General features: G+C 36.4%; 13 protein-coding genes and 1 pseudogene. 11 read left to right on the plus strand and 3 right to left on the minus strand.

What is annotated here, in order from left to right:
* Positions 1–267 precede the first annotated feature (267 nt).
* The 8 genes and pseudogenes from MHB80_RS10460 (at position 268) to MHB80_RS10495 (ending at position 10,757) form a co-directional block, all read left to right on the plus strand.
* Positions 268–2,319, plus strand: coding sequence for an AAA family ATPase (locus tag MHB80_RS10460; protein WP_341282077.1), 2,052 nt, complete (start codon positions 268–270; stop codon positions 2,317–2,319).
* The gene (locus MHB80_RS10465; protein ID WP_341282078.1) at positions 2,304–4,103 is read left to right on the plus strand and encodes an ATP-dependent helicase; all 1,800 of its coding nucleotides are present in this window, start codon (positions 2,304–2,306) and stop codon (positions 4,101–4,103) included. The genes MHB80_RS10460 and MHB80_RS10465 overlap by 16 nt, the downstream gene beginning before the upstream one ends.
* Before the next feature lie 508 nt (positions 4,104–4,611).
* The gene (locus MHB80_RS10470) at positions 4,612–5,145 is read left to right on the plus strand and encodes a hypothetical protein (protein WP_341282079.1); all 534 of its coding nucleotides are present in this window, start codon (positions 4,612–4,614) and stop codon (positions 5,143–5,145) included.
* A 311-nt stretch (positions 5,146–5,456) separates the two neighbouring features.
* Entirely contained in the window at positions 5,457–6,632 is a 1,176-nt protein-coding gene (locus MHB80_RS10475) for a hypothetical protein (RefSeq protein WP_341282080.1), read from the plus strand.
* 4 nt (positions 6,633–6,636) lie between these two features.
* Positions 6,637–6,810, plus strand: a pseudogene (locus MHB80_RS10480) (IS5/IS1182 family transposase); the annotation flags it as partial.
* A 272-nt stretch (positions 6,811–7,082) separates the two neighbouring features.
* On the plus strand, positions 7,083–8,300 hold the full coding sequence (locus tag MHB80_RS10485) for an ABC-three component system protein (protein ID WP_341282081.1): 1,218 nt from the start codon (positions 7,083–7,085) through the stop codon (positions 8,298–8,300).
* A complete protein-coding gene (locus MHB80_RS10490; RefSeq protein WP_341282082.1) occupies positions 8,284–8,766 on the plus strand; it encodes a three component ABC system middle component in 483 nt (160 codons plus the stop codon). The genes MHB80_RS10485 and MHB80_RS10490 overlap by 17 nt, the downstream gene beginning before the upstream one ends.
* 2 nt (positions 8,767–8,768) lie before the next feature.
* Complete coding sequence (locus MHB80_RS10495) at positions 8,769–10,757, plus strand: DUF3732 domain-containing protein (protein ID WP_341282083.1); 1,989 nt, start codon at positions 8,769–8,771, stop codon at positions 10,755–10,757.
* A 555-nt stretch (positions 10,758–11,312) separates the two neighbouring features.
* On the opposite strand, the gene MHB80_RS10500 is transcribed toward MHB80_RS10495, so the two are convergent.
* Positions 11,313–11,624: an IS110 family transposase gene (locus MHB80_RS10500; RefSeq protein ID WP_341282084.1), complete on the minus strand. Its 312-nt coding sequence runs from the start codon at positions 11,622–11,624 to the stop codon at positions 11,313–11,315.
* A gap of 560 nt (positions 11,625–12,184) precedes the next feature.
* Between MHB80_RS10500 and MHB80_RS10505 the strand changes: the two genes are divergently transcribed.
* Together MHB80_RS10505 and MHB80_RS10510 are read left to right on the plus strand one after the other, a co-directional pair.
* Positions 12,185–14,746 (plus strand): DEAD/DEAH box helicase, encoded by a 2,562-nt coding sequence (locus MHB80_RS10505; protein WP_341282085.1) that lies wholly within the window; start codon positions 12,185–12,187, stop codon positions 14,744–14,746.
* A 393-nt stretch (positions 14,747–15,139) separates the two neighbouring features.
* Entirely contained in the window at positions 15,140–15,532 is a 393-nt protein-coding gene (locus MHB80_RS10510; protein ID WP_341282086.1) for a hypothetical protein, read from the plus strand.
* Between the two features lie 800 nt (positions 15,533–16,332).
* Here MHB80_RS10510 and MHB80_RS10515 read toward each other — a convergent pair.
* The gene (locus MHB80_RS10515; RefSeq protein ID WP_341282087.1) at positions 16,333–16,647 is read right to left on the minus strand and encodes a transposase; all 315 of its coding nucleotides are present in this window, start codon (positions 16,645–16,647) and stop codon (positions 16,333–16,335) included.
* A gap of 453 nt (positions 16,648–17,100) precedes the next feature.
* Positions 17,101–17,871 carry a hypothetical protein gene (locus MHB80_RS10520; protein ID WP_341282088.1) on the minus strand — a complete coding sequence of 257 codons (771 nt, stop codon included), beginning with the start codon at positions 17,869–17,871 and terminating at the stop codon, positions 17,101–17,103.
* A 168-nt stretch (positions 17,872–18,039) separates the two neighbouring features.
* Between MHB80_RS10520 and MHB80_RS10525 the strand changes: the two genes are divergently transcribed.
* Entirely contained in the window at positions 18,040–19,779 is a 1,740-nt protein-coding gene (locus tag MHB80_RS10525; RefSeq protein WP_341282089.1) for a TniQ family protein, read from the plus strand.
* Positions 19,780–19,782: the final 3 nt, after the last annotated feature.

Consider the following 19,782-nt stretch of genomic DNA (forward strand, 5'->3'; position numbering starts at 1 on the left):
ATATGAGAGTACACCAATAGGGAAGTCAATTAATTTATTTCTTAATAATAAGTATCATTTCGCGATACAAGTGTCAATATGAGTTTATACGAATACTATTCTAATTCGTCAAAAATTACTATATGCAATCTATAACGCTAGGTCAGAATTAAATAGAACAGCTCCAAAACAAGGATACATCTAAAATGAATTTTAATAGAGGAATTTAATTAGAAAGTACGTGTACCAAGGCTAATGTAAAACTGAGAAGCTGAAGGGAAGAGTCATATGTTTATATCCAACATCCAGTTAGAAAATTATCGGAATTTTAAAAATAAAGTTATCACTTTCTACGATGGCATTAATGTAATCATTGGTCATAACAATGCCGGGAAAACAAACCTTATTGAGGCTCTAGCTTTAGTCTTAAATTCCAATGGGAAAAAGAGATTGGACATACACGATTTTAATAAGAGTATCTCACTGGACGAGTTGAAATCTGGCCCTCCAAAAATTCGTATAAGTGTGACTATAAAACAAAGTGATAACGAAGATCTTAATTCCGATGATTTGGTGACAGTAGCAAATTGGTTAACTAAACTTGAGGAGCCATATGAATCAGTATTAACATATGAGTTCCATCTTCCTGAGAAAGAATCTGAAAAGTATGTAGCATCTCTTGCCAGTGCAATCGATATAGATAGAGCTTGGAAAATAATTCAACAGGATTTTTTGAGGCTTTATATTTATAAAATATGGGGAGGCAATATTGTTACTCAAACCGTAGCTGATAGCGAATCGTTACAAAAATTTGATTTTCAGTTCTTAGATGCGATCCGAGATGTTGAACGAGATATGCTTTCAGGTAAGAACACGCTTCTTAGAGACGTATTAGACTTCTTTATGGATTACGATATAAAATCAGACCTAACAAAAGCAGATACACAAAAACTAGGAGAAATAAAGCTCAAAAAGCAAAGTTTTTCTGATGCAGCGGAGTCATTACTTTTTAATCTTTCAGAGAGAATGCGACTTGGGAAGGAACAGATTTTATCTTATGCTAAAGAAACAGGTGCATCCTTTAATAAAGCAGAACCCAATTTTGAAGGAAGTATATCTGATGTTGAGATGTTTTCAGCCCTAAAATTAATTGTAGAATATGAAACTGGAATCAAAATCCCAGCAACCCATAACGGACTAGGCTACAATAACTTGATCTTTATGTCATTGTTATTATCTAAAATGCAGGTGAGTTCAGATGGAAGCTATTTGGGTAGTAATGCTAAAGTGTTTCCTATTTTAGCAATTGAAGAACCAGAGGCTCACTTACATCCAGCTATGCAATATCAGTTTTTAAAATTTTTGTTGAAAAACAAGGAAGATAAGAAAGTCAGACAAATATTTGTAACTACTCATTCAACCCATATTACATCTTCTGTTTCTTTAGATGAATTGATCTGTTTGCATAATGAAATAGGGGAAACAAGTGTAGGGTATCCAGGAAAAGTATTTCAGGATAATGAAAAAAGTAAAAAATATGTACAACGATTTCTTGATGCAACTAAATCAGATATGCTATTTTCACAAAAAGTGATCTTTGTAGAAGGAATTGCTGAACAACTGTTATTACCGATTTTAGCAAGATATCTAGGTTTTTCATTAGAGGAGAATCATGTAGCTGTTATTAATGTTGGTGGAAGATATTTTGAGCATTTTCTGTATTTGTTTAATCTTAATAATCCATATGCCGTAAATAAAAAAATAGCATGTGTAACAGATAGGGATCCTGAAAGAAAGAGGAGAGTAAAGGGATCAAGTTACAGTATGTGTTACCCTTTTGAATACAATGTCCAAAGAGATGTGTATGAATATAAGCATAATCCTTCTTTTAGTCTATATCCGCCTGATGGATATTCTAATATTGCAATTTTTAGTCAAGATGAAAAGGAAGGGAAAACATTTGAATATGATTTGGTTTTACACAATCCTTCGCTAGAAATACTAGTTACTAATTCTATGAAAAATCAAGAGGAAATAAAAAAATTAATGAGATTATTTAAGAACGATGCAGAGTTATCAGACTATGAACTTATTGTAAGAGAAAGTGAAGAGAATAAAAGAATTCTGGAAAGTATAAACTTGAATACTTCATGGACTAAAGATCAAAAGGCAAGAGCTCTTATTGCATCTCGTTATCTGAATTCTGTTGGAAAAGGAGAAAATGCTTTAGATTTAGCTTATGTACTTACGGATAATTTTAATAAGAAAGGGAAAGATGGGTTTCAAGAATTTATCGTCCCAAACTATATAAAGGAAGCCATTACATGGATACTTCAATGATAGAAATAAACTCGGAGACTTCAATACCTATTGAAAATCACTTTCGTATAGCCGCTGGGCCAGGAGCTGGTAAAACCTATTGGCTCGTGCAGCATATAAAAAACGTATTGCATCATACCCAAAGACTAAAAAAATCGCGTAAAATTGCGTGTATTACTTACACCAATGTTGCAGTAGAAACCATTTTAAATCGATTAGGCACTAATGTTAATCAGGTAGAAGTTTCTACTCTACATAGTTTTTTATATAAACACATTTTGAAGCCTTACGCTTCATATCTCGAAAACGAATATGAATTGAATGTGACAGAAATGGATGGACATGAAGATACAGTAGTTCATTTTAAGAAAGTAAAGTATTGGATTGAAAATCACCCCAATGTTGATCGATTAAAACATCCATATTCAGTGAACCAATTAATTAAGCGGGAAGAAAATACAATATCTCTCACTCGGTGGTTACATCACTTGATGTATCGATTAGATGAACATGGAAACCTTACAATCACTGGGGATGATAAACAAGCATATAGAATTGAAAAAAATGGTGATAAGGAAGTAAGAAAATATCTGAATAAAAGTTGTTTAGATATTCTCGGTTCAGATTTACTAACATACAAGAAACTTTATTGGTCAAATGGTATTGTCAATCATAGTGATGTACTTTTCTTGAGCTATCAGCTTCTTAAGAACCACTCGTTTATTTTAAGTGTTTTACGGGCGAAATTCCCTTATCTATATATTGATGAATTTCAAGATACAAATCCAATCCAAGTGGAGATTCTAAAACTTATAGGTGCGGAGGAAACAATTGTTGGAATCATTGGAGATGAAGCTCAATCCATTTATGGCTTTCAAGGCGCCGACCCAAGCCAATTTGCCTCCTTTTCGTTACCTGGTTTGCTGGAGTACGTTATGAAGGATAATAGAAGAAGTGCAAATTCCATTGTTGATCTACTGAACATAACTCGAAAAGATATAGAGCAAAACAAGTATAGGAATATTACTGGGGATAAGCCCATCCTTTTACTTGGGGAAAGGATCGCTGCGTTACTAAAGGCAAGAGAACTCTGCGGTGATGGTGAAGAGCTCTACTCATTATCACGTGATAACCCAACATCAAATGCAATGAGAAGAAATTTATACGGAGAAGTATCGAATGATAAGCTACTTGAAGAACTCTTAGATATTGATAAATCGTCTAGCAGTAATAAGTATAGAAGCAGGGTGATTGTCAGTTGCTTAAAAGCCGTTGAACATGCACGTGAAGGAGATATAAAAAAAGCAATTAAGGAACTTGAAGATATCTACAAAGATATTAACAATAAAGAAAAAAGAACAAAACAGGCATTAAAGTCGCTTTTTTTACTTTTGAAAGAATACGATGATTATAAGGATAAATCTCTCTATGAATTCTATACATTTATAAAAAATGAAGTAAAAACAGAGATATCTAAATTGGGGAAGGGGGCAGCTACAACATTTTACGAGAGTTATATGTATGAGCAATTAGCCATCTGTGTGAATTTTACTGATGATAATAGTAAACACAGGACTATTCATAAATCAAAGGGAGATGAATTCGATAATGTACTTATTGTTTTTAAATCTTCAGCTGAATTAGATGTATTTATAAAGCCGGATTTAAAAAATAATGAAGAACACAGAATTAACTACGTTGCTTTAAGTAGGGCACGAGAACGCATCTTTGTGAATGTCCCATCAATCAATGATGATCTTCGAACAAAATTAATTCGAATATTTAACATAGTAACCGTTGTGTAAATTATAATTGGGGATTGAGAATGTTATCTTATGGTTCCATTAGTTAAGCAGCACATTAATCGTTTTGGAACCGTTCCTTCTGCAGCAACAGATCGTGGCTTTGCCATCCTGCTCAACGAAAAGATCATCTAGACATGAGGGTAAATAGAGTGAGCAAGCTGACTATTTGCATGAATAGCAAGATGCCAATGAAACAACACGAGAAGCAGTCGTAGTTTCAACCTATACAGCTTTTTAGTGAGTCTAATGAAGCCCAAACTAGGTTATTGAAATGAAAATATCGCTTAATTTTTAGACAGTACAGGGACTTACTTCTTTTAAAACCTTGATCACCTTTGAAATCTGGTTCCATAACCTTAGAGAGCGGCGTATAAGAGTGAAAAAGTGAAGATAAAAAGAGTTGGTAATTAGTTCTGTAAGAAAGAGTTATGTTATGGGGGTTACTTGCGTTATGTAATTGACGCATGTTTTAAGTGACAGAGTATGAAAGGGAAAGGGAGAAAGGATCATGTATGAATTAACAGAATTAAAAAAATGGGTTTCTGAGATATCACAAGATTATTTGTTTTATCTTTACAAGCGTAATAAAGATTTTCCATGGTGCTGTCATACTTCAGCAAATCTAATAACCTCATATCTAAATCATCATTTTGGAGATAATATTTATCACAAGTACATAGAAACCTTGAAAAGCAGTCATGGTTGGACACAGGGGTCAGACTTTGTAATAGATTTTACTAATTTCCAATTTTACATGGTTGATGATGATAAGAAAAGAATAGATAAACAAGGTCTAGATAAAGAACAATTGATGGATATATTAACACCTTATTTTGAAATTAGAAGCCCCATTTCTGTATCAGGGGATATTTTATTTAAAGAACTAACAATACAAACCCATGCTGATAATATGGATCTGTATGGCCAAGAGTTTGTTGATATAAACAATACTCCCTTATCGAAGAAACACTTCTGGTATTACTTAAGAAAAGCGCATAACCCAGTTAATAATAAAATAGTGAAAAACGGGTATTACGGTTAAAGTTATTACGATAAATAGTCAAAAATCACAGATGCAAACGGAGAAATGGATCAACCCTGTTTTTGGGAGGTTTAATTCCACCTGTCTGGTGATTAAAAGTCATGTACTAGGATGATGAAACTCTGAAGCACTAGGATGAACCATGAATTTAAATGTTCTGTACATTAGTTTCGGGAAGAATTTGTTAGATTTTAATTTGAACAATTTATTAACTAAATTAATTAATTTGTAAATAATCTTTTTGCATCAAATGATAAATTATAACCAACAACTTTTGGTCTTAGAATAGGTGTAATGAAGGAGTTATCCTTATGACAATTGCTTTATTATTTTGTAACGGTCAGGAAGCCTTCTTTCTTCATGATTTACGCATCACACATAATATTGGAAAACAGATAGATGCAATGATGAAATATGCTTCTTTTGGAAGGCGGATTGGAATATTTTTTGCAGGTGATGTAGCCACATTTAAACGACTTATTCCCTATATACGTACAATAGAACCTCAAGTGAATATAAACAACGTAGTAGATCCTGATGGACCACTATCGAAACAAATAGAAAGTTATATGATGAAAAATCCGGATAATCTATCTGGAAAGCGCCAAGTTGATTTACTTGGTTTTATTATTGATCATAAGAAGAAAGCCAATCAGTGCTTTCATGTAAAAGCAGAATTGAGAATGGGGAGTATTATTTCACAAGTTAAACATAATGAAGCTCTCGTCATAGGATCTGGATTAGGAATACCTGATGTTTCATTGAAAATAACTAATATAGTTAATGATGCGCTTAGACGAGGTGCTGATTTAGATACTTGTCTTAACGCAGCAAGAATTCATCTTAAGGATATAATTCAACGATGTGGAGCATCAACATATTCCAAGCTTGGAATCTCACCTGTTTTTGTGGGTTCAATTCTTAAACGAGGATATTTTAAAATGATTGGTGAACAAACAACAGGAGAGCGATTTAGCTCCGATTTTTCGCCGACTGGAGGAGTTCCCCCTGTGAGTTTTGACTACTCCCTGTATCGCAAGCGAGGTGCGATCTTTCTTGTAGATAACGTAACCAAGGACAAAATCATGGTTGATGAAGTGGAGTTCTATAAAGAGCGTCCTAATAGTGAATTGTTCGATCCTGAAAAATTGACTCAACTTTTCGATCCGTCTATTCATGCAAGTTCGAATGGTGTTGTTTATATTATCAATCAGTGGGTTACTGATGAGAAGAATATTTGGCGTACTATTGATAAAACTTATCTGACGAGCAAATATATATGTCATCCAGATTATACACGCTTAGCAGACTCAACTAAAAAAAATAAATCAATTAATGAAACTCGCAGATACATCCGTAGTGGAAAATATGGCATAATTGTACCGCCATACTTACAAGTAACATTTGAGCGTGATTTGTCTCAAAATCTCTTTAATCATCGTTGGCTTCTTAAACACATACAAAACTACTCAGAACTTTATCGTTAATTAATTCTTCAAAGAAAAAGCAAAAGAACGCTATAAAATTGAAGTGAAGAATAGTGAATTGAAGCATAGATATGGGTATGATATAGCCACTACCTCGGGTCTATTAGGGATGAAGATGCAAGGTGACGTGGCGATATTCACGGCCAATGTGAAGCGGATATTGAAGCTAATGAAGTAGAATAGGGCAGATCATGCAAGTAACAAAGGTTAATTCTCATTCAATTTCGAATGGAATTAGCCTTTGTTGGTTTGTAGCCCGTGTATTACATTAAAATCGTAAGATTTTCAGTGACCTCACGAGATGTAGGCTCTTTTTTTATTAAAGAAGTTAAAATTATTTTAAATAATGTTCATGGGTTGTATAAGTATGTAATTAGAACGTCTGTTTGGAAGGTGAAAAGGATAAAAATGTCGAAAAATGAAATAAGATTATTTTAAGGAGGGATCATTATGGAGGGTACCAAAAAACATACAGCTGCTGGTGCGATGGCTGGATATTTATTTCAACCAGAAAGAGCCCTCTATTGGTTAGTGAAAAGTTCGGAGGGGGCTCAAGTTGGTATTGAGACAGAGGACGATATTGTGATAAAAACCCTTAACGACGATGTTACTGGTAGGGAGCAAGACAAGCATTCTATTTCTGAGAATGTCCCATTTGGTGATAGTAGTAAGGATTTATGGAACACCCTAGGGATATGGTGTAAAGCAATAAAATCAAAAGAAGTAAATGCAGAAATATGTAAATTTCATCTGGTGACAAATAAGGTGCTACCTGATGGTATAGCAAAAAGGATGAGTAGGGCGGAGAATGAACTTCAGGCCAAGGCATGTGTAGACGAAATTCGTAAAAAAAGTGTATCGCTACCCAAGCAACTTGAGGGGATTTCCAATCAGGTGTGTCAGAGTGAAGATTCAATTCTAATAAAGATGATTAAAAATATTGTTGTTAGTGACAAAAATGATGGTACATATGGAAGCGAGTTAAAAGAGCAGATTCGCTCACTATTACTGGTTCCTTCAGATGTGCCTTTTGATGAAATTTATAATGGACTACTAGGTTGGGTACATGCATGTGCGTTGAATTCATGGAGAAACCGAATGCCAGCCTGGCTAAAAAGAGATTTATTTGTTGTCTATTACCATAGATTATTAGCGAGATATAAAGTTCGACCATTTATGGAAACGGCAAGAAGTCTTCTTTCGGTTTCAGATGGCCAAAGGAACCATCATATGAATGAATTATACGTGAGGCAATTATATCTACTTTCTATTGAACAAAATGATGATCTATTGATAGAGGCAATCGATGACTATTTATGTTGTATGACGGAACGAACCCGTTTTAGTGTTGAGGGAAATCTTACAAAGCAAGATTTTGACCTCTTTGAAGAGTCTTTGACCAATCGTTGGCGGCTAATCCACTCCTCAAAGAAACAGGCATTCCGAATAAAAAAACGAAGTGCGGATGATGTACAGAGTTTAGGAGAACTTACCGGCCTTGAGGTCTTGGAAGAGACTCTTAACCACCGGGAAAACTTAGCCGGAGTGCCTACAGAACAATTTTATCTAACGCGAGGTAGTTATCATCATTTAGCAAATCAGATGCTGGTTGGATGGCATCCAGAATACAGTAACATTTTAGGGGGCAAAAATGACAAGGGTACATGAATTTGACGCAGTTCAAAACCAAGCCTTAGGAGCCCTACTACTTTGGACATTTGTTGCAGAATATTTCAAAGTTAAAGGTGAAAATGAAGGTCCTACGCTTCCGCATATGATGCTTGTTTTACCAATTTTGTTTAATCAAGATTTTGTTGAAAATATTTATAAAAGAAACTTTAAGGGTGGACTCTATAACGCGTTAAATGAAGATATGTCGCTTTTTGCAGGAGTGCAAAATAGAATGCAGGCCATGAGTGATCTAACACTTAGATCAATAAATTTTTGCTGCTCTGCAAGAATTGTTCTAATAGATAAGGAAAGTTATGAATTTATCCCTGTAAGGAGCAAAATTCAAAATTTTAAACATAACGAGAGTATACATAAAATGTTGGCTGCTGCAAAAAGATTAGGGCATTGGTTTGCAATTAATGAACTTAATCAAATATGTGCGTTATTAAAAGTGAGGTTTTGATTATGGATTTTAAAATAGAGCATATTGTTCTTTGGCCTAAGGATGCTGCGAAGAAGACAAGATATCTTACTTTTGAACTGAATAAAATAAATGTTATCACTGGAGATAGCCAAAAAGGGAAATCGTCAATTATCCCTATAATTGATTATTGTTTGGGGAGCAGTAAATGTACAATTCCAGTAGGTATTATCCGTGAAAAGACTGAATGGTTTGGGCTTGTTGTAATTATTGATACAAAGAGAGTATTATTTGCTCGTAAAGAGCCGGGCAGACTTTCTCAGAGTTCAGAAGTGTATATAAACGAAGAAATAAAAGATGTAAATGAGCTGCCCAAACCCTATAGTAAAACTAACGTGTCTTTTTTAAAAAACAGATTGAATGAAATCAGTAATATGCCTAATCTGACACTTGCTGATGATACGGATGGTAATTCTCCTGGGAAGAGAGCAAGCTTTAGAGATTTTTCTGCTTTTCAATTCCAACCCCAGCATATTGTGGCTAATCCCTATACCTTATTCTTCAAAGCTGACACAGCCGAGCATCAAGAACGATTGAAAAATATTTTCCCTTTAGTTCTTGGTGCTATAGATAAGAAAACATTAGTCCTTAAACAGGAACTTAAGCTAATGGAACAAGTGCTTCAAAAGAAGCAAAGAGCTTTTAATGAAATGAAGCGTATTGCAAACAATTGGATTCTTCAATTAAGAGATTACTATTCTAAGGCAAGAGAGTACGGACTACTTCTGAATTCTCCAGATGTTTCCGTTGATTGGGATGCGCAAAAATACATTGAATATCTTAGGGAGATACCATCTTCAATAACTCGAAGAGTAATAGAAGTTGAAAATGAGGCTACTAAAAGGGCTGTTGCTGAATTAATTAGTCTTGCTGACGAAGAGCTTGAAATATCAAGGGAAATCGGCAGACAAAGAAATCAATTATATAAATTAGCCAATCTTTATAAGTCAGAGAAGCAGTTTCAAGAATCATTAAAAATACAGGAGGAAAGGCTAGAACCTGTCGGGTGGTTGGCAAGGTTAATTGGAGAGGAGCAGGCATGTATTTTTTGTGGTGCAGTAAATAAAAAAGCACATGAAGAGCTTCAGCACTTAAATGAACATTTGCAAAAGATAAGTGCTTCATCCAACTACATAGATAATTCTTATGACATTCTAGACAGGGAGATAATAAAGAGGAAGACTCGGTTGTCAGAACTTGAAGGTTCATTAAATACAGTGAGAAAGCAAAAAGAATTGCTTCAGGTCAAGTCGGATGAACTTCGATTGATTAGGCAAACGGAGAATGAGGTATATCGTTTTCTAGGAAGATTAGAGAAAGCACTGGAGGACTATGCTCTGGTAAATGAAGATGATACGATTCAGTCTGAAATCAGTGAACTTGAAAAGAAAGTAAAAAGTATTAAAATACAAATAGATCCAAAGAAACTTAAGCAAAGACTAGAAAATGAGTTGAAAAGGGTATCTCTAAGCATAATACGCTACGCAAGATTGTTAGGTGTTGAAAATCCCGAAGATCCTGTTTTACTAGATATTGTTAACTTAACGTTGCGCAAAAAGTCCGGGGAAAGGGAAGATTTTCTTTGGGAGATTGGTAGTGGGGCCAACTGGATGGGGTATCACATTGCAACTCTGCTCGCGTTACATGACCATTTTGCTGGGCTTGATTGGAATGCAGTACCGAAGTTTTTAGTGTTTGACCAACCAAGTCAGGTGTATTTTCCGGATAAACTTCAAAAGCTATCAGAAGTAGAATATACGCCAGAGGATATCCTAAAAGTACAAAAGATATTTACAGCTTTCAACAATCACCTAAGTTTGCGTAAAAAAAATCCAACTCAAATCATTCTTATTGAACACGCCGATGAGATTACTTGGGCAGCACATAAAGATATTGTTCACCTTGTTAAGAGATGGAGGGAAGATGATCCTTCAGAAGATAATGCATTAATTCCTCAGGAATGGTTGACATAAAAGTGTTATTAAACAAAAGTAGACACGGAGAACCGAGAATCGAATAATATAGACCTATCCAAATTCGCGGTGAACAAAGTGGCAAAGAAACATTATGATCAAGCCTTCAAAAGACAAGTCGTCCAGATGATTCAAGAAAAGGGGAAAACAGCCCCTCAAGTGGCAGAAGAATTAGGACTGTATGTCGACACCTTGTATCGGTGAGTTTCCGAAATCAAACAAGATGGCGAACAAGCCTTTCCTAGCAGTGAACAACTGGTAGAAGAGAACAAGGCCGTCAAAGCGTTACAAAAGCAAATCCGTGACTTGCAATAAAAAATGACATTCTATAAAAAGATAATGCTTGTCAAGCATTATCGCTTGGTTAAAGTCAAATAGAATGGTATGCTTTTTTTTGCAATACAAATAACCTTCAATAGTATGAAGGTTATGGTTAAATATGGATGTTACTCTTTGTAGGGCTGGTTTTTACTAAGGATTGCGTAAACGTGTTGAAGAAGCTTGTTGGCGCAAGCAATCACGACCACCTTGTAGAGCTTGCCCTCATTCCTTTTCTTACTCGTAATATTCCCTGTTCTTACTGTTGGAGTGCCGCCTTAATCCACACTGAACTGCTAAATATAAGGAGTGTCGAAGCTGTTTTGAACCCCGCTTGGTAATACGGGAACTCGTAGTTGCGAATTTTCCCAAACTGAAAATACTGGGATCGAGCCTTGTAAAGGCAACGAGTTGTTGGGCGCCTTTAAATTGCTTGACATCGCCCATATCAGCTACAATGACCGCAGCAAGTTTATCCCCTACACCGGGTATAGGCCAGAAATAGCTGTATATGAATTTAAGTTTTGAGAAACCTCTTGCTATCATCATGCCTTTAATATCTAAAATACCATATTTTCAAGTGGGATTTTACATCTAACTTGAATATTCTTGTGAATAAAGAAGATTTGAGATGGTGAGGCGAATAGATATGTTAAAGGCAATAACATATGAGTCCTAGCGTACGTTTTCCATGTGTTCGATTCCTTTAACCCATTTACGCCATGAGCTCTAAATTTTCTGATTCAATCTCTAATTGAATACTGGCTCAGCCCAATGTGTTTAGCTTCAGCATGTAGAATGGTTGGTAACTGAGACATCGCTGTACGGTGTGTAATTTTATTTCTAAATAAATTGTACTTCGTTTAGACAACAGAAAAACTCCCATCATGAGTTGACGTAGAAGTTTTGTTTTTTTCTACTGTCTACTAAATTGGGAGCGTATCAAGATAACTCTCAGGTAAGCTCTTTTTATATAAAACTAAACAACGAAGCAATTTGTATAGAGGGTAACTAGGCTACTAATTAGTTGTCGGCAATAAGATAAGTATGTGATAGAATAATGATGTATTGGTAAAAATTCCAAATGTGCATTGGACGGTGACGAGTGAATGAGTTTTCGAATTCCAGGAAGCGATCAGCATAAACCTCAGAATATCATTAGTCTTTTTAATCAACTGGGTACGCTCGATCGAATCTCTTTGGAACAAGGCGGCACGGTTTCAGAATACGAAGAGGTAAGAGAGCAGCATAAGGATATTGCAATTGAGATGCCTGCTGGCCACGGTAAAACATTGGTTGGAGGACTTATAGGGGAGTTTAATCGCCGCACACGGAATTGGAGAGTAGTTTATGCATGTGCCACGCGCCAGCTTGCTTATCAAACCGGTGAGTTATTAAATTCCTACGGTATTCGAGCCGTTACGCTGGTCAAAAAGAGGGATGATTTCTCTTCTGTGGATTTAGGTCGTTATCAAAGAGGAGATGCGATTGTTGTTACAACATATTCACATATCTTTAATGCGAATCCAGCATTTAGTGATCCAAACCAGATAATTTTTGATGATGCCCATGCGGCTGAGTATGCAATACAGGGGTTTTGGGAACTTAAGATAACTAGGCGCAAGAATCGGGAGCAATTTGAGGCACTAATCGCTACTTTAGGCGATAGTATTTCAATGCACCTCCAAGATAAAATATTGCACGGCACATACGATCCGGTTCATGACGGGGCCGATATTATTCCTCAAGCATTATGGTATCCACGATTAAATCAAATTCGTACGCTTTTGGACAGTAAGGTAGATGGAACCAATCTGTACTATCCATGGAGTCGTATTAGATCTCATCTGCATGGCTGCCAAATCTACTTATCACATTCAACGATTGCGATTCGCCCGGTACTGCCTCCTAATCTTCGCTGGCCTGCTTTTGAGAAAGCAACTGAACGAATTTATATGACTGCTACGATTGGCAATGGTGGTGAATTGGAACGGGTCTTCGGAGTTCCTAAAATGTATCGGATTTCTAAATTTGATTCCTCCGCGAACAAGGTCTCCGGTCGTCGTTTGATTCTATTTCCCGAAGATCATTTTGATACAGACCAACTACTCGATATATTAAAAGAAACAATTCGGACTCAACCTCGGGTGCTTTGTCTATGTCCTTCGGAATCAGTAGCTGATGATTTGGAGGAGATTCTTAGGGAAATCGTCCCGGAGTATACTGTATTTAAGGCATGGCATGTAGAGGACTCCCTCACTCCTTTTACTTCATCAGAGCGAGGCATATTGATTCTTAATGGCCGTTACGAAGGAATTGATCTAAAAGATAATGACTGCAGGTTGCAGCTTTTTATTGAGCTACCTGTCGGTATCGGGTTGGCCGATAAATTTCTGCAGGATCGCCTAAAAGCGACAGAAATTTTCAATAATCTCTTAATTACACGAGTCATTCAAGGATTAGGACGTACGACAAGAGGTGCTAACGATCATGCTGCAGTCCTTTTCCTTGGTTCTCGAATAGGGCAATACCTATATAAGGACGAATTTCGAAAAATGCTTCCAGCTGAAATTGATTCTGAGTTAGAATTAGGATTTAGCCAAATTGATTACATTAATGACAAAGCTACTTGGTTGGCAGCGATCGGAGATTTTTACGCGCAGAACGAAAACTGGAGGCAGGCGGAGCGATACATCCGATCGGAGACGGAGAAAAAGAAAGACGACCGGATAGATAACCCGACAAGTAAGTATTTTCGGGAGACTGTCACTTCGGAAATGGATTTTATGTATGCGATTTGGGATTTTCAGTTGGAAAAAGCTCATCGCGCAGCAGATAAAGTAGTTCAAACTTACCAAAATACACCTTTAAATGGGTATCGAGCTTGGTGGAATTATCTGTTGGGCTGCGTGAGTTATTTCCAAGGAAACCAAGATCAAATGAAGGAGTATCACAATCGTGCAATCGGCGCAGGACCTTACAAATTATGGCTAGATAGAAGGGTATTTGATACTTCCTTAATCGAGGATATAGTTTATCCGGAGCCTATGGAAAATCAAATAAATGCAATATTGGATATGCTACAGCGGTATGGTGACCGGCATAACCGTTTTGACAAAGACTTGAAATCAGTACATAACGGATTGGGAGCAAAAGATTCGGATCACTATGAACCAGCGTTTTGTATGCTGGGGAAACTCTTAGGCTTTAATGCAGAGCGGCCCACTGGGCAGGGCACACCTGATGGAATTTGGCATCTGTTAAAGTTCTGGACAGTTTTTGAGATGAAGACCAATATTATAGATCCAACTGGAGAAATTCCGTTTGACGATATTCGTCAAACGTTCGTGCACGATCGCTATGTAATGCAAAATCGCCCTTTTCAAGAAGGAGATGAGGTCTCTATTGTTTTGATATGTGCGAAGAGACTGGTTCCTCAGTATGCTGCTCATGCTACAGATGGCATTTACCTTGTTGATCCAAAGTTGGTTGGTGACATTTATGAAAAATTGGAAATTGTACTGCGGACTGTTTTAGAGAAATTGAAGTACTCGACTTTTGAAGATGCAAAAAATAGACTTGGTGAACTTCTGTATGAGCACAAGCTTGATTACCTTAGTCTCAACGAGGCATTTAAACAAGTACTTTTGAAAGACGCAATTACCTCTTGAGAAACCCGGGCTGCGGCCCGGGTTTTGATTTGTTAGAAGAAAATAAACTAAATAAAAATTTAAAGTATTTGATTAAGTAGATAAAACTCTAGGTTTAGCAATAATAGTCAGTGAATGTTATTAAACTATCAATATGAAGCCTTCTCACTCAGAACTATGTATTCGAGAGCAGAGATCACATGATCACTAAAAAAGCTTAACTAGATGATGATAAAAGCTGAATAGACCATGGTTTTCTGAAAGTTTTATCACATATCATCAGGCAATTCTTCCCCTTCACTAAGTACGACGACAGACTCAAACCATTCATCGACATAATTGTAGGAAACAGATGCAATGGTGTTGATGTAGGGGGTGAGCGATACATATTTGCATAAAATGGAGGTACAATGTGTGGAAATATGCTACATCTGGATACAAGATTATTTGGGATTATGGTCACAGTCTGATCAAGACCTCGATTTCAACATTTCTGTTTTGTTCAATAAAGGTCTTGTTAAGGGTGACGGAACATTTATTTGTAAGGCAACACGGAATTTGAGAGATTTGAGAATTATTGAATTATATAACACTCACAAGGATTACGTCGTAGAATTAATTGCAAAGGAGCAAGCGTATAAGGAGGACTATATTTATTCTTTATATACGCAATTCCCTCATATCTTCCATAGCCGTGAAGATGTCACTCGATTTTTGACAGGCAACTATGTTGCTTTGGATGAGCTCAGTATGCGCCCGCTAGCCAAGCTTACTCGCGATATTTCCCAAGAGTTTGGAATGTTATAATTAGATTAAAGTTTAACAGTTGAAGAAAAAGAAATTAATCTATATATTTTCTTGTAATTTAGGTGAAAAGGAATTGAATAAACTTCTGTTTTATTCAGGTTTCCTCAATAAATGATAATAATGCTCGAATTTTTAATCCTCAAACTCCAAAGCGATCAAAATTAAAAAAACAGCCACTTACTCCGCGGAACGGAATGCGGCAAGGCTATAAGCTTTTACCCGATTTTTGAGTTACACTTGACGAGACTGGTGATTTAAACTTTAAACGGTTGCTTCGCATTAAACGCAAAATTCTGTTGAGGCTTCGTCTTGCGAATGAGGAAGACCAGAGCGAGAGCTGCAACCGTCAGCCAGAACGCATACTCGAACGCCGTGTTGATGCCACTAACCATTGCGTGGTTCGAGGCGTAGAGCATTGTGGTTTTATCGTTCTAGTCAATTTGATCGGAAATTATGAGCTCGGTAGCGGCATGTTGGAGAACACCGTGCCATGCGGTACCTAGCGCGCCGCTGACCGTACGAAGAGAGTCTGTGACATCGCGGAGCCGAGCGCGTTTAGGCGTTTTGCGGCAAATGTTTCATACCAGCTGTCTGTACCGGCGTTATAAGCATTGACATGCCGAACATGCGTGTTGCGTAGATAAGAACCATCTGCGTGTACGTCGTGTCAACCGTGAGTTGCGTGAACTCCCAAGTCGATCCGGCCGTAATCAATAGACCTACCAGACTTGATCGGGCTCAAGTCGGTAGAACGAGGAACCCCGCAGATGCGCAGCACGGTAGGCACGGAATAGCCTTGTTCAATCCAATGGATGGCTACTTCCATTCGAGGTGCTTTTTTTAACTAGGTCTTGCAGGACATGGATTTCCAGTTCTTTTTCACCTAATAGCATAACGGCGTCTTCGTATTTCTTTTGGAGATCCTGAAACTGTGCAGCATCCTGCTGAACTTGCTTATTCACGTTCTGTTTTTTTACCATAAGGTCATCTACCTCATCCTGATATTGGCGAACCCAGTTTCCAAGCGTTTTGGGGGAGATCCCCTGCTGTCCGGCTACGGCCTCAATCTGGTACTCCATTAGCACCTCCACCACCAACGCCTTCTTCGTCTGCACCGGGCATGGATACTTCCTCTACTTTTTTAATGTAGCCGAAGAGATTAAAAGTGTCCAAGTGGATTAGGGGGTTAAAAAGATGATGAACCAACCTTATTGTTAATTAAAAGCACACACTTTAATGTAATCAGAAAGTGAAGAAAATTTTCTTGAACACTAACTATAATGTAAAATTAAATTGTCACCAAAACCTCTAAATCTCTTGATTTTACTGGTTTCTTCAGACACCTACATTAATGTCACTGAACACATCCAAAGCAGATTCTTTGCCGATGCGATTGTCGAGAATTGCTAATGCAATTGCCGGTAACCTAAAAAATATCAAGCCGTGAGCTAGTAGTTGATTAGATCGAATTTGTAATCTAACACAATATTTCTAAAAAAATAAGGTGGCAGCCTAGAACTTAGCATGTTCAGGACTGCCACCTTAAATAGTTTTCAATTCTTCTAGCATCAACGACTAAACTCCTCGTTTTTATAATTCCGAAGCGAGTCCAGGCATCTTTTTAAATACCTTCCCTCAGCGCTGGAAACAATCTCTCTCTCTCCATCCAAATATAAAACCGATAAATTTAAATTATTAGCGGCTTCAAGAAGCTCATTTTGATATTTTAAGTCATGTCTTTCTTTTTCCGTGGAGGAAGAAATTGATTGAAGAAAATACTTTTCTTTGTAGATATACAGTTCTTTCTGCGAATTCATTAAAAATTCTATCAGAAGTGGAATCAGCTTAAGCTTGTCTCTGTGGTTAAGTTCTTCTCTTAATATAGTATCAAGAAAGTCATTTATTACACTTTGTGCACCAGAAGGAATTTCATTTAACTTTATTTGGTCAAGTATACAAAAAGGTCTAAAATGATTGACTTCAAATTCACGAAGATTGTCAATGATAGCTGCTAGTTGTGGGACAGATGAATGGAGGATAATACTCTTTAATGTTTCATCTACCATATTGTCCAATTGAGCAAAAGTTTCTCTAACATCATCTGGTGCTTTGTCTAAATAACCTGCGAAAACTAGCTTATCAGGATTACCATCTAAGACATCAGCTAAAGCTCTAGATATAATTTCGGAAGCGGGGGGTTTAGCCCCTGTTTTTATTTTACTTATGTAAGAACTATCTACACTAAGTTTGTTCTCATCTAAAAGTTTCTGACTAATCTCTTTTAAGGTTTTACCTGAAGTATCAATGTACTGACTTAATAACTTCGCATAATAACTCATTAAAAACCACCCCTCTGACTAATTGTGCATCAAAATGTCTATTTAGTCAAAAAGTATTGACAAAAAAATATTTGGAAGATAATATGTGAATGAGTTATTGACTTTTTAGTCATTAATTGATTTGTAAAATGACTAAATGGGCAAATTTGATGAGTTGAGGTGACACTCTTGACAAAAGTATTATTAAGAAGAGTAATTCCATATCCTGACGAGAGCATAAGGGGGTACATGATACGGTTAGCTCAAGCCAATAATGCTTCTCCGAGAAAACTATATAAATTGTCATCGTTAATTGCAGGTGTCGATCCCAAGAGCTTATTAATGATTATTGAAAAAGCGGACATATCAAAACTTTGTGAGTTGACAAATTTGGATGAAGATTGCCTATTAAAACTTACTTTTTTCTACCAAATGGGGATGTACGGGGATGAAGATGAACAAATACTTAGGCACATCAGTTCGTTCGGAATGTGTACTACCGCATACTGTCAAGTATGTCCAGTTTGTCTGCATGAACAACCGTATCATCGGAAACTGTGGGAAATTAGATCTGTTACAACTTGTCCATTCCATCAATGCAAATTAACGACCACCTGTTCTAAATGTCAAAAAAATATTTCACCCATACGACGTTTTGTAACCCACTGTAATTGTGGATTTGATTTGCGAAAATATGATATTGAGAAGGTGCCGGAATCTGAGACCTTATTGGCTATCATGATGAATGAAAGACTATTCGGCAGGGAATCTTCTCGTTATTTTCTAACGGGTGAACTACAAGAACTGAGCTTTCGTCATTTTCTATACTTACATATATTGTTCTGTTTTTATTTTTATCAAATTTTATCCTCTCAAGTGAAGGTCAATTATTCTGCAGCATTTAAACCAATTCACATGCATGAAACGTCGATTAAAACTTTTCAGATGTTTGTAGATTGGTCTCGTTCTTTTTATGATTTTATCGACAGTTATCGAAAAATTCCGAAAACATTTGAAAATAGTAAGTTATTAAAAGAATTCGGCATGCTTCATCATCAGTTAATTAAACATCTAGACGCAAAGGAATATTCTTTCGTTTTAAAATCGCTTCTCGATTATTGCAATGAGAATAAGACTCAAGCAGCCTTTTTGAATAAACTGAAGCAAAAAATAGATCATACGTTATCTCGAACAGAGAAGAAGATTGACATTACTCAAGCAAAAGATAAATATGTAGATTTCAAAACAACGGAAAAGATCTTAGGGATCTCAGAGTATATAATAGTAGATTTAATGAGGATGCGAGAAATCATTGTAGTTAAAGGAAGAAAAGGAATACGTTATTGCGCAATAGAGAGTATAGAAAAAATTGAAAAATGTTTTAAGAAAAACATCCCTATGAAAAGTTTGAATATAAACTCAGAAGAACTGGTAACATTTCATGAAATTCAAACTGTGATGAATCGAAAAATCCGCATTAGTGAATTTATTGTTGCAATAATTAGAAAAAAAATCCAGCCAAGTGGGACTCTAGATGGTGAACAGGGATTAAATCGACTGGTTTTTCGAATAGCAGACGTTCATAGATTAATCAAAGGACAGGGCATTAGTATACAAGAGGCAGCAGAGATTCTCATGGTAACAACTCAGTCCTTGTATTCATGGAGTAACAAAGGATTTCTAGAAACAATAAATAATAAATTTTCGATAAACAAGGATCTTTTCGATCAATTCGTTACACAATATATCCCATTAACAACACTGGCAAAACTGCATCCCAAAATTCGTAGTAGTAAGCGTTTATATGAATGGTTAGATGAAAGAGATATTCAACCTGTTTCAGGTCGTTATATTGATGGTGGTTGTGCTTATTTATACCGAAAATCTCCGTTGTTAATGCGTGTCATGGATCTGAGTTCTTGGCCTTAAACT

Origin of the sequence: Paenibacillus sp. FSL H8-0537 (genome assembly GCF_038051995.1) — a bacterium.
Taxonomy (GTDB): domain Bacteria; phylum Bacillota; class Bacilli; order Paenibacillales; family Paenibacillaceae; genus Pristimantibacillus.

Bases quoted from the DNA above. Each gene is read 5' to 3' on its own strand.
- MHB80_RS10460 (WP_341282077.1), top strand. From the start codon at position 268: ATGTTTATATCCAACATCCAGTTAGAAAATTATCGGAATTTTAAAAAT.
- MHB80_RS10465 (WP_341282078.1), top strand. From the start codon at position 2,304: ATGGATACTTCAATGATAGAAATAAACTCGGAGACTTCAATACCTATT.
- MHB80_RS10470 (WP_341282079.1), top strand. From the start codon at position 4,612: ATGTATGAATTAACAGAATTAAAAAAATGGGTTTCTGAGATATCACAA.
- MHB80_RS10475 (WP_341282080.1), top strand. From the start codon at position 5,457: ATGACAATTGCTTTATTATTTTGTAACGGTCAGGAAGCCTTCTTTCTT.
- MHB80_RS10485 (WP_341282081.1), top strand. From the start codon at position 7,083: ATGGAGGGTACCAAAAAACATACAGCTGCTGGTGCGATGGCTGGATAT.
- MHB80_RS10490 (WP_341282082.1), top strand. From the start codon at position 8,284: ATGACAAGGGTACATGAATTTGACGCAGTTCAAAACCAAGCCTTAGGA.
- MHB80_RS10495 (WP_341282083.1), top strand. From the start codon at position 8,769: ATGGATTTTAAAATAGAGCATATTGTTCTTTGGCCTAAGGATGCTGCG.
- MHB80_RS10500 (WP_341282084.1), bottom strand. From the start codon at position 11,624: ATGATGATAGCAAGAGGTTTCTCAAAACTTAAATTCATATACAGCTAT.
- MHB80_RS10505 (WP_341282085.1), top strand. From the start codon at position 12,185: ATGAGTTTTCGAATTCCAGGAAGCGATCAGCATAAACCTCAGAATATC.
- MHB80_RS10520 (WP_341282088.1), bottom strand. From the start codon at position 17,871: ATGAGTTATTATGCGAAGTTATTAAGTCAGTACATTGATACTTCAGGT.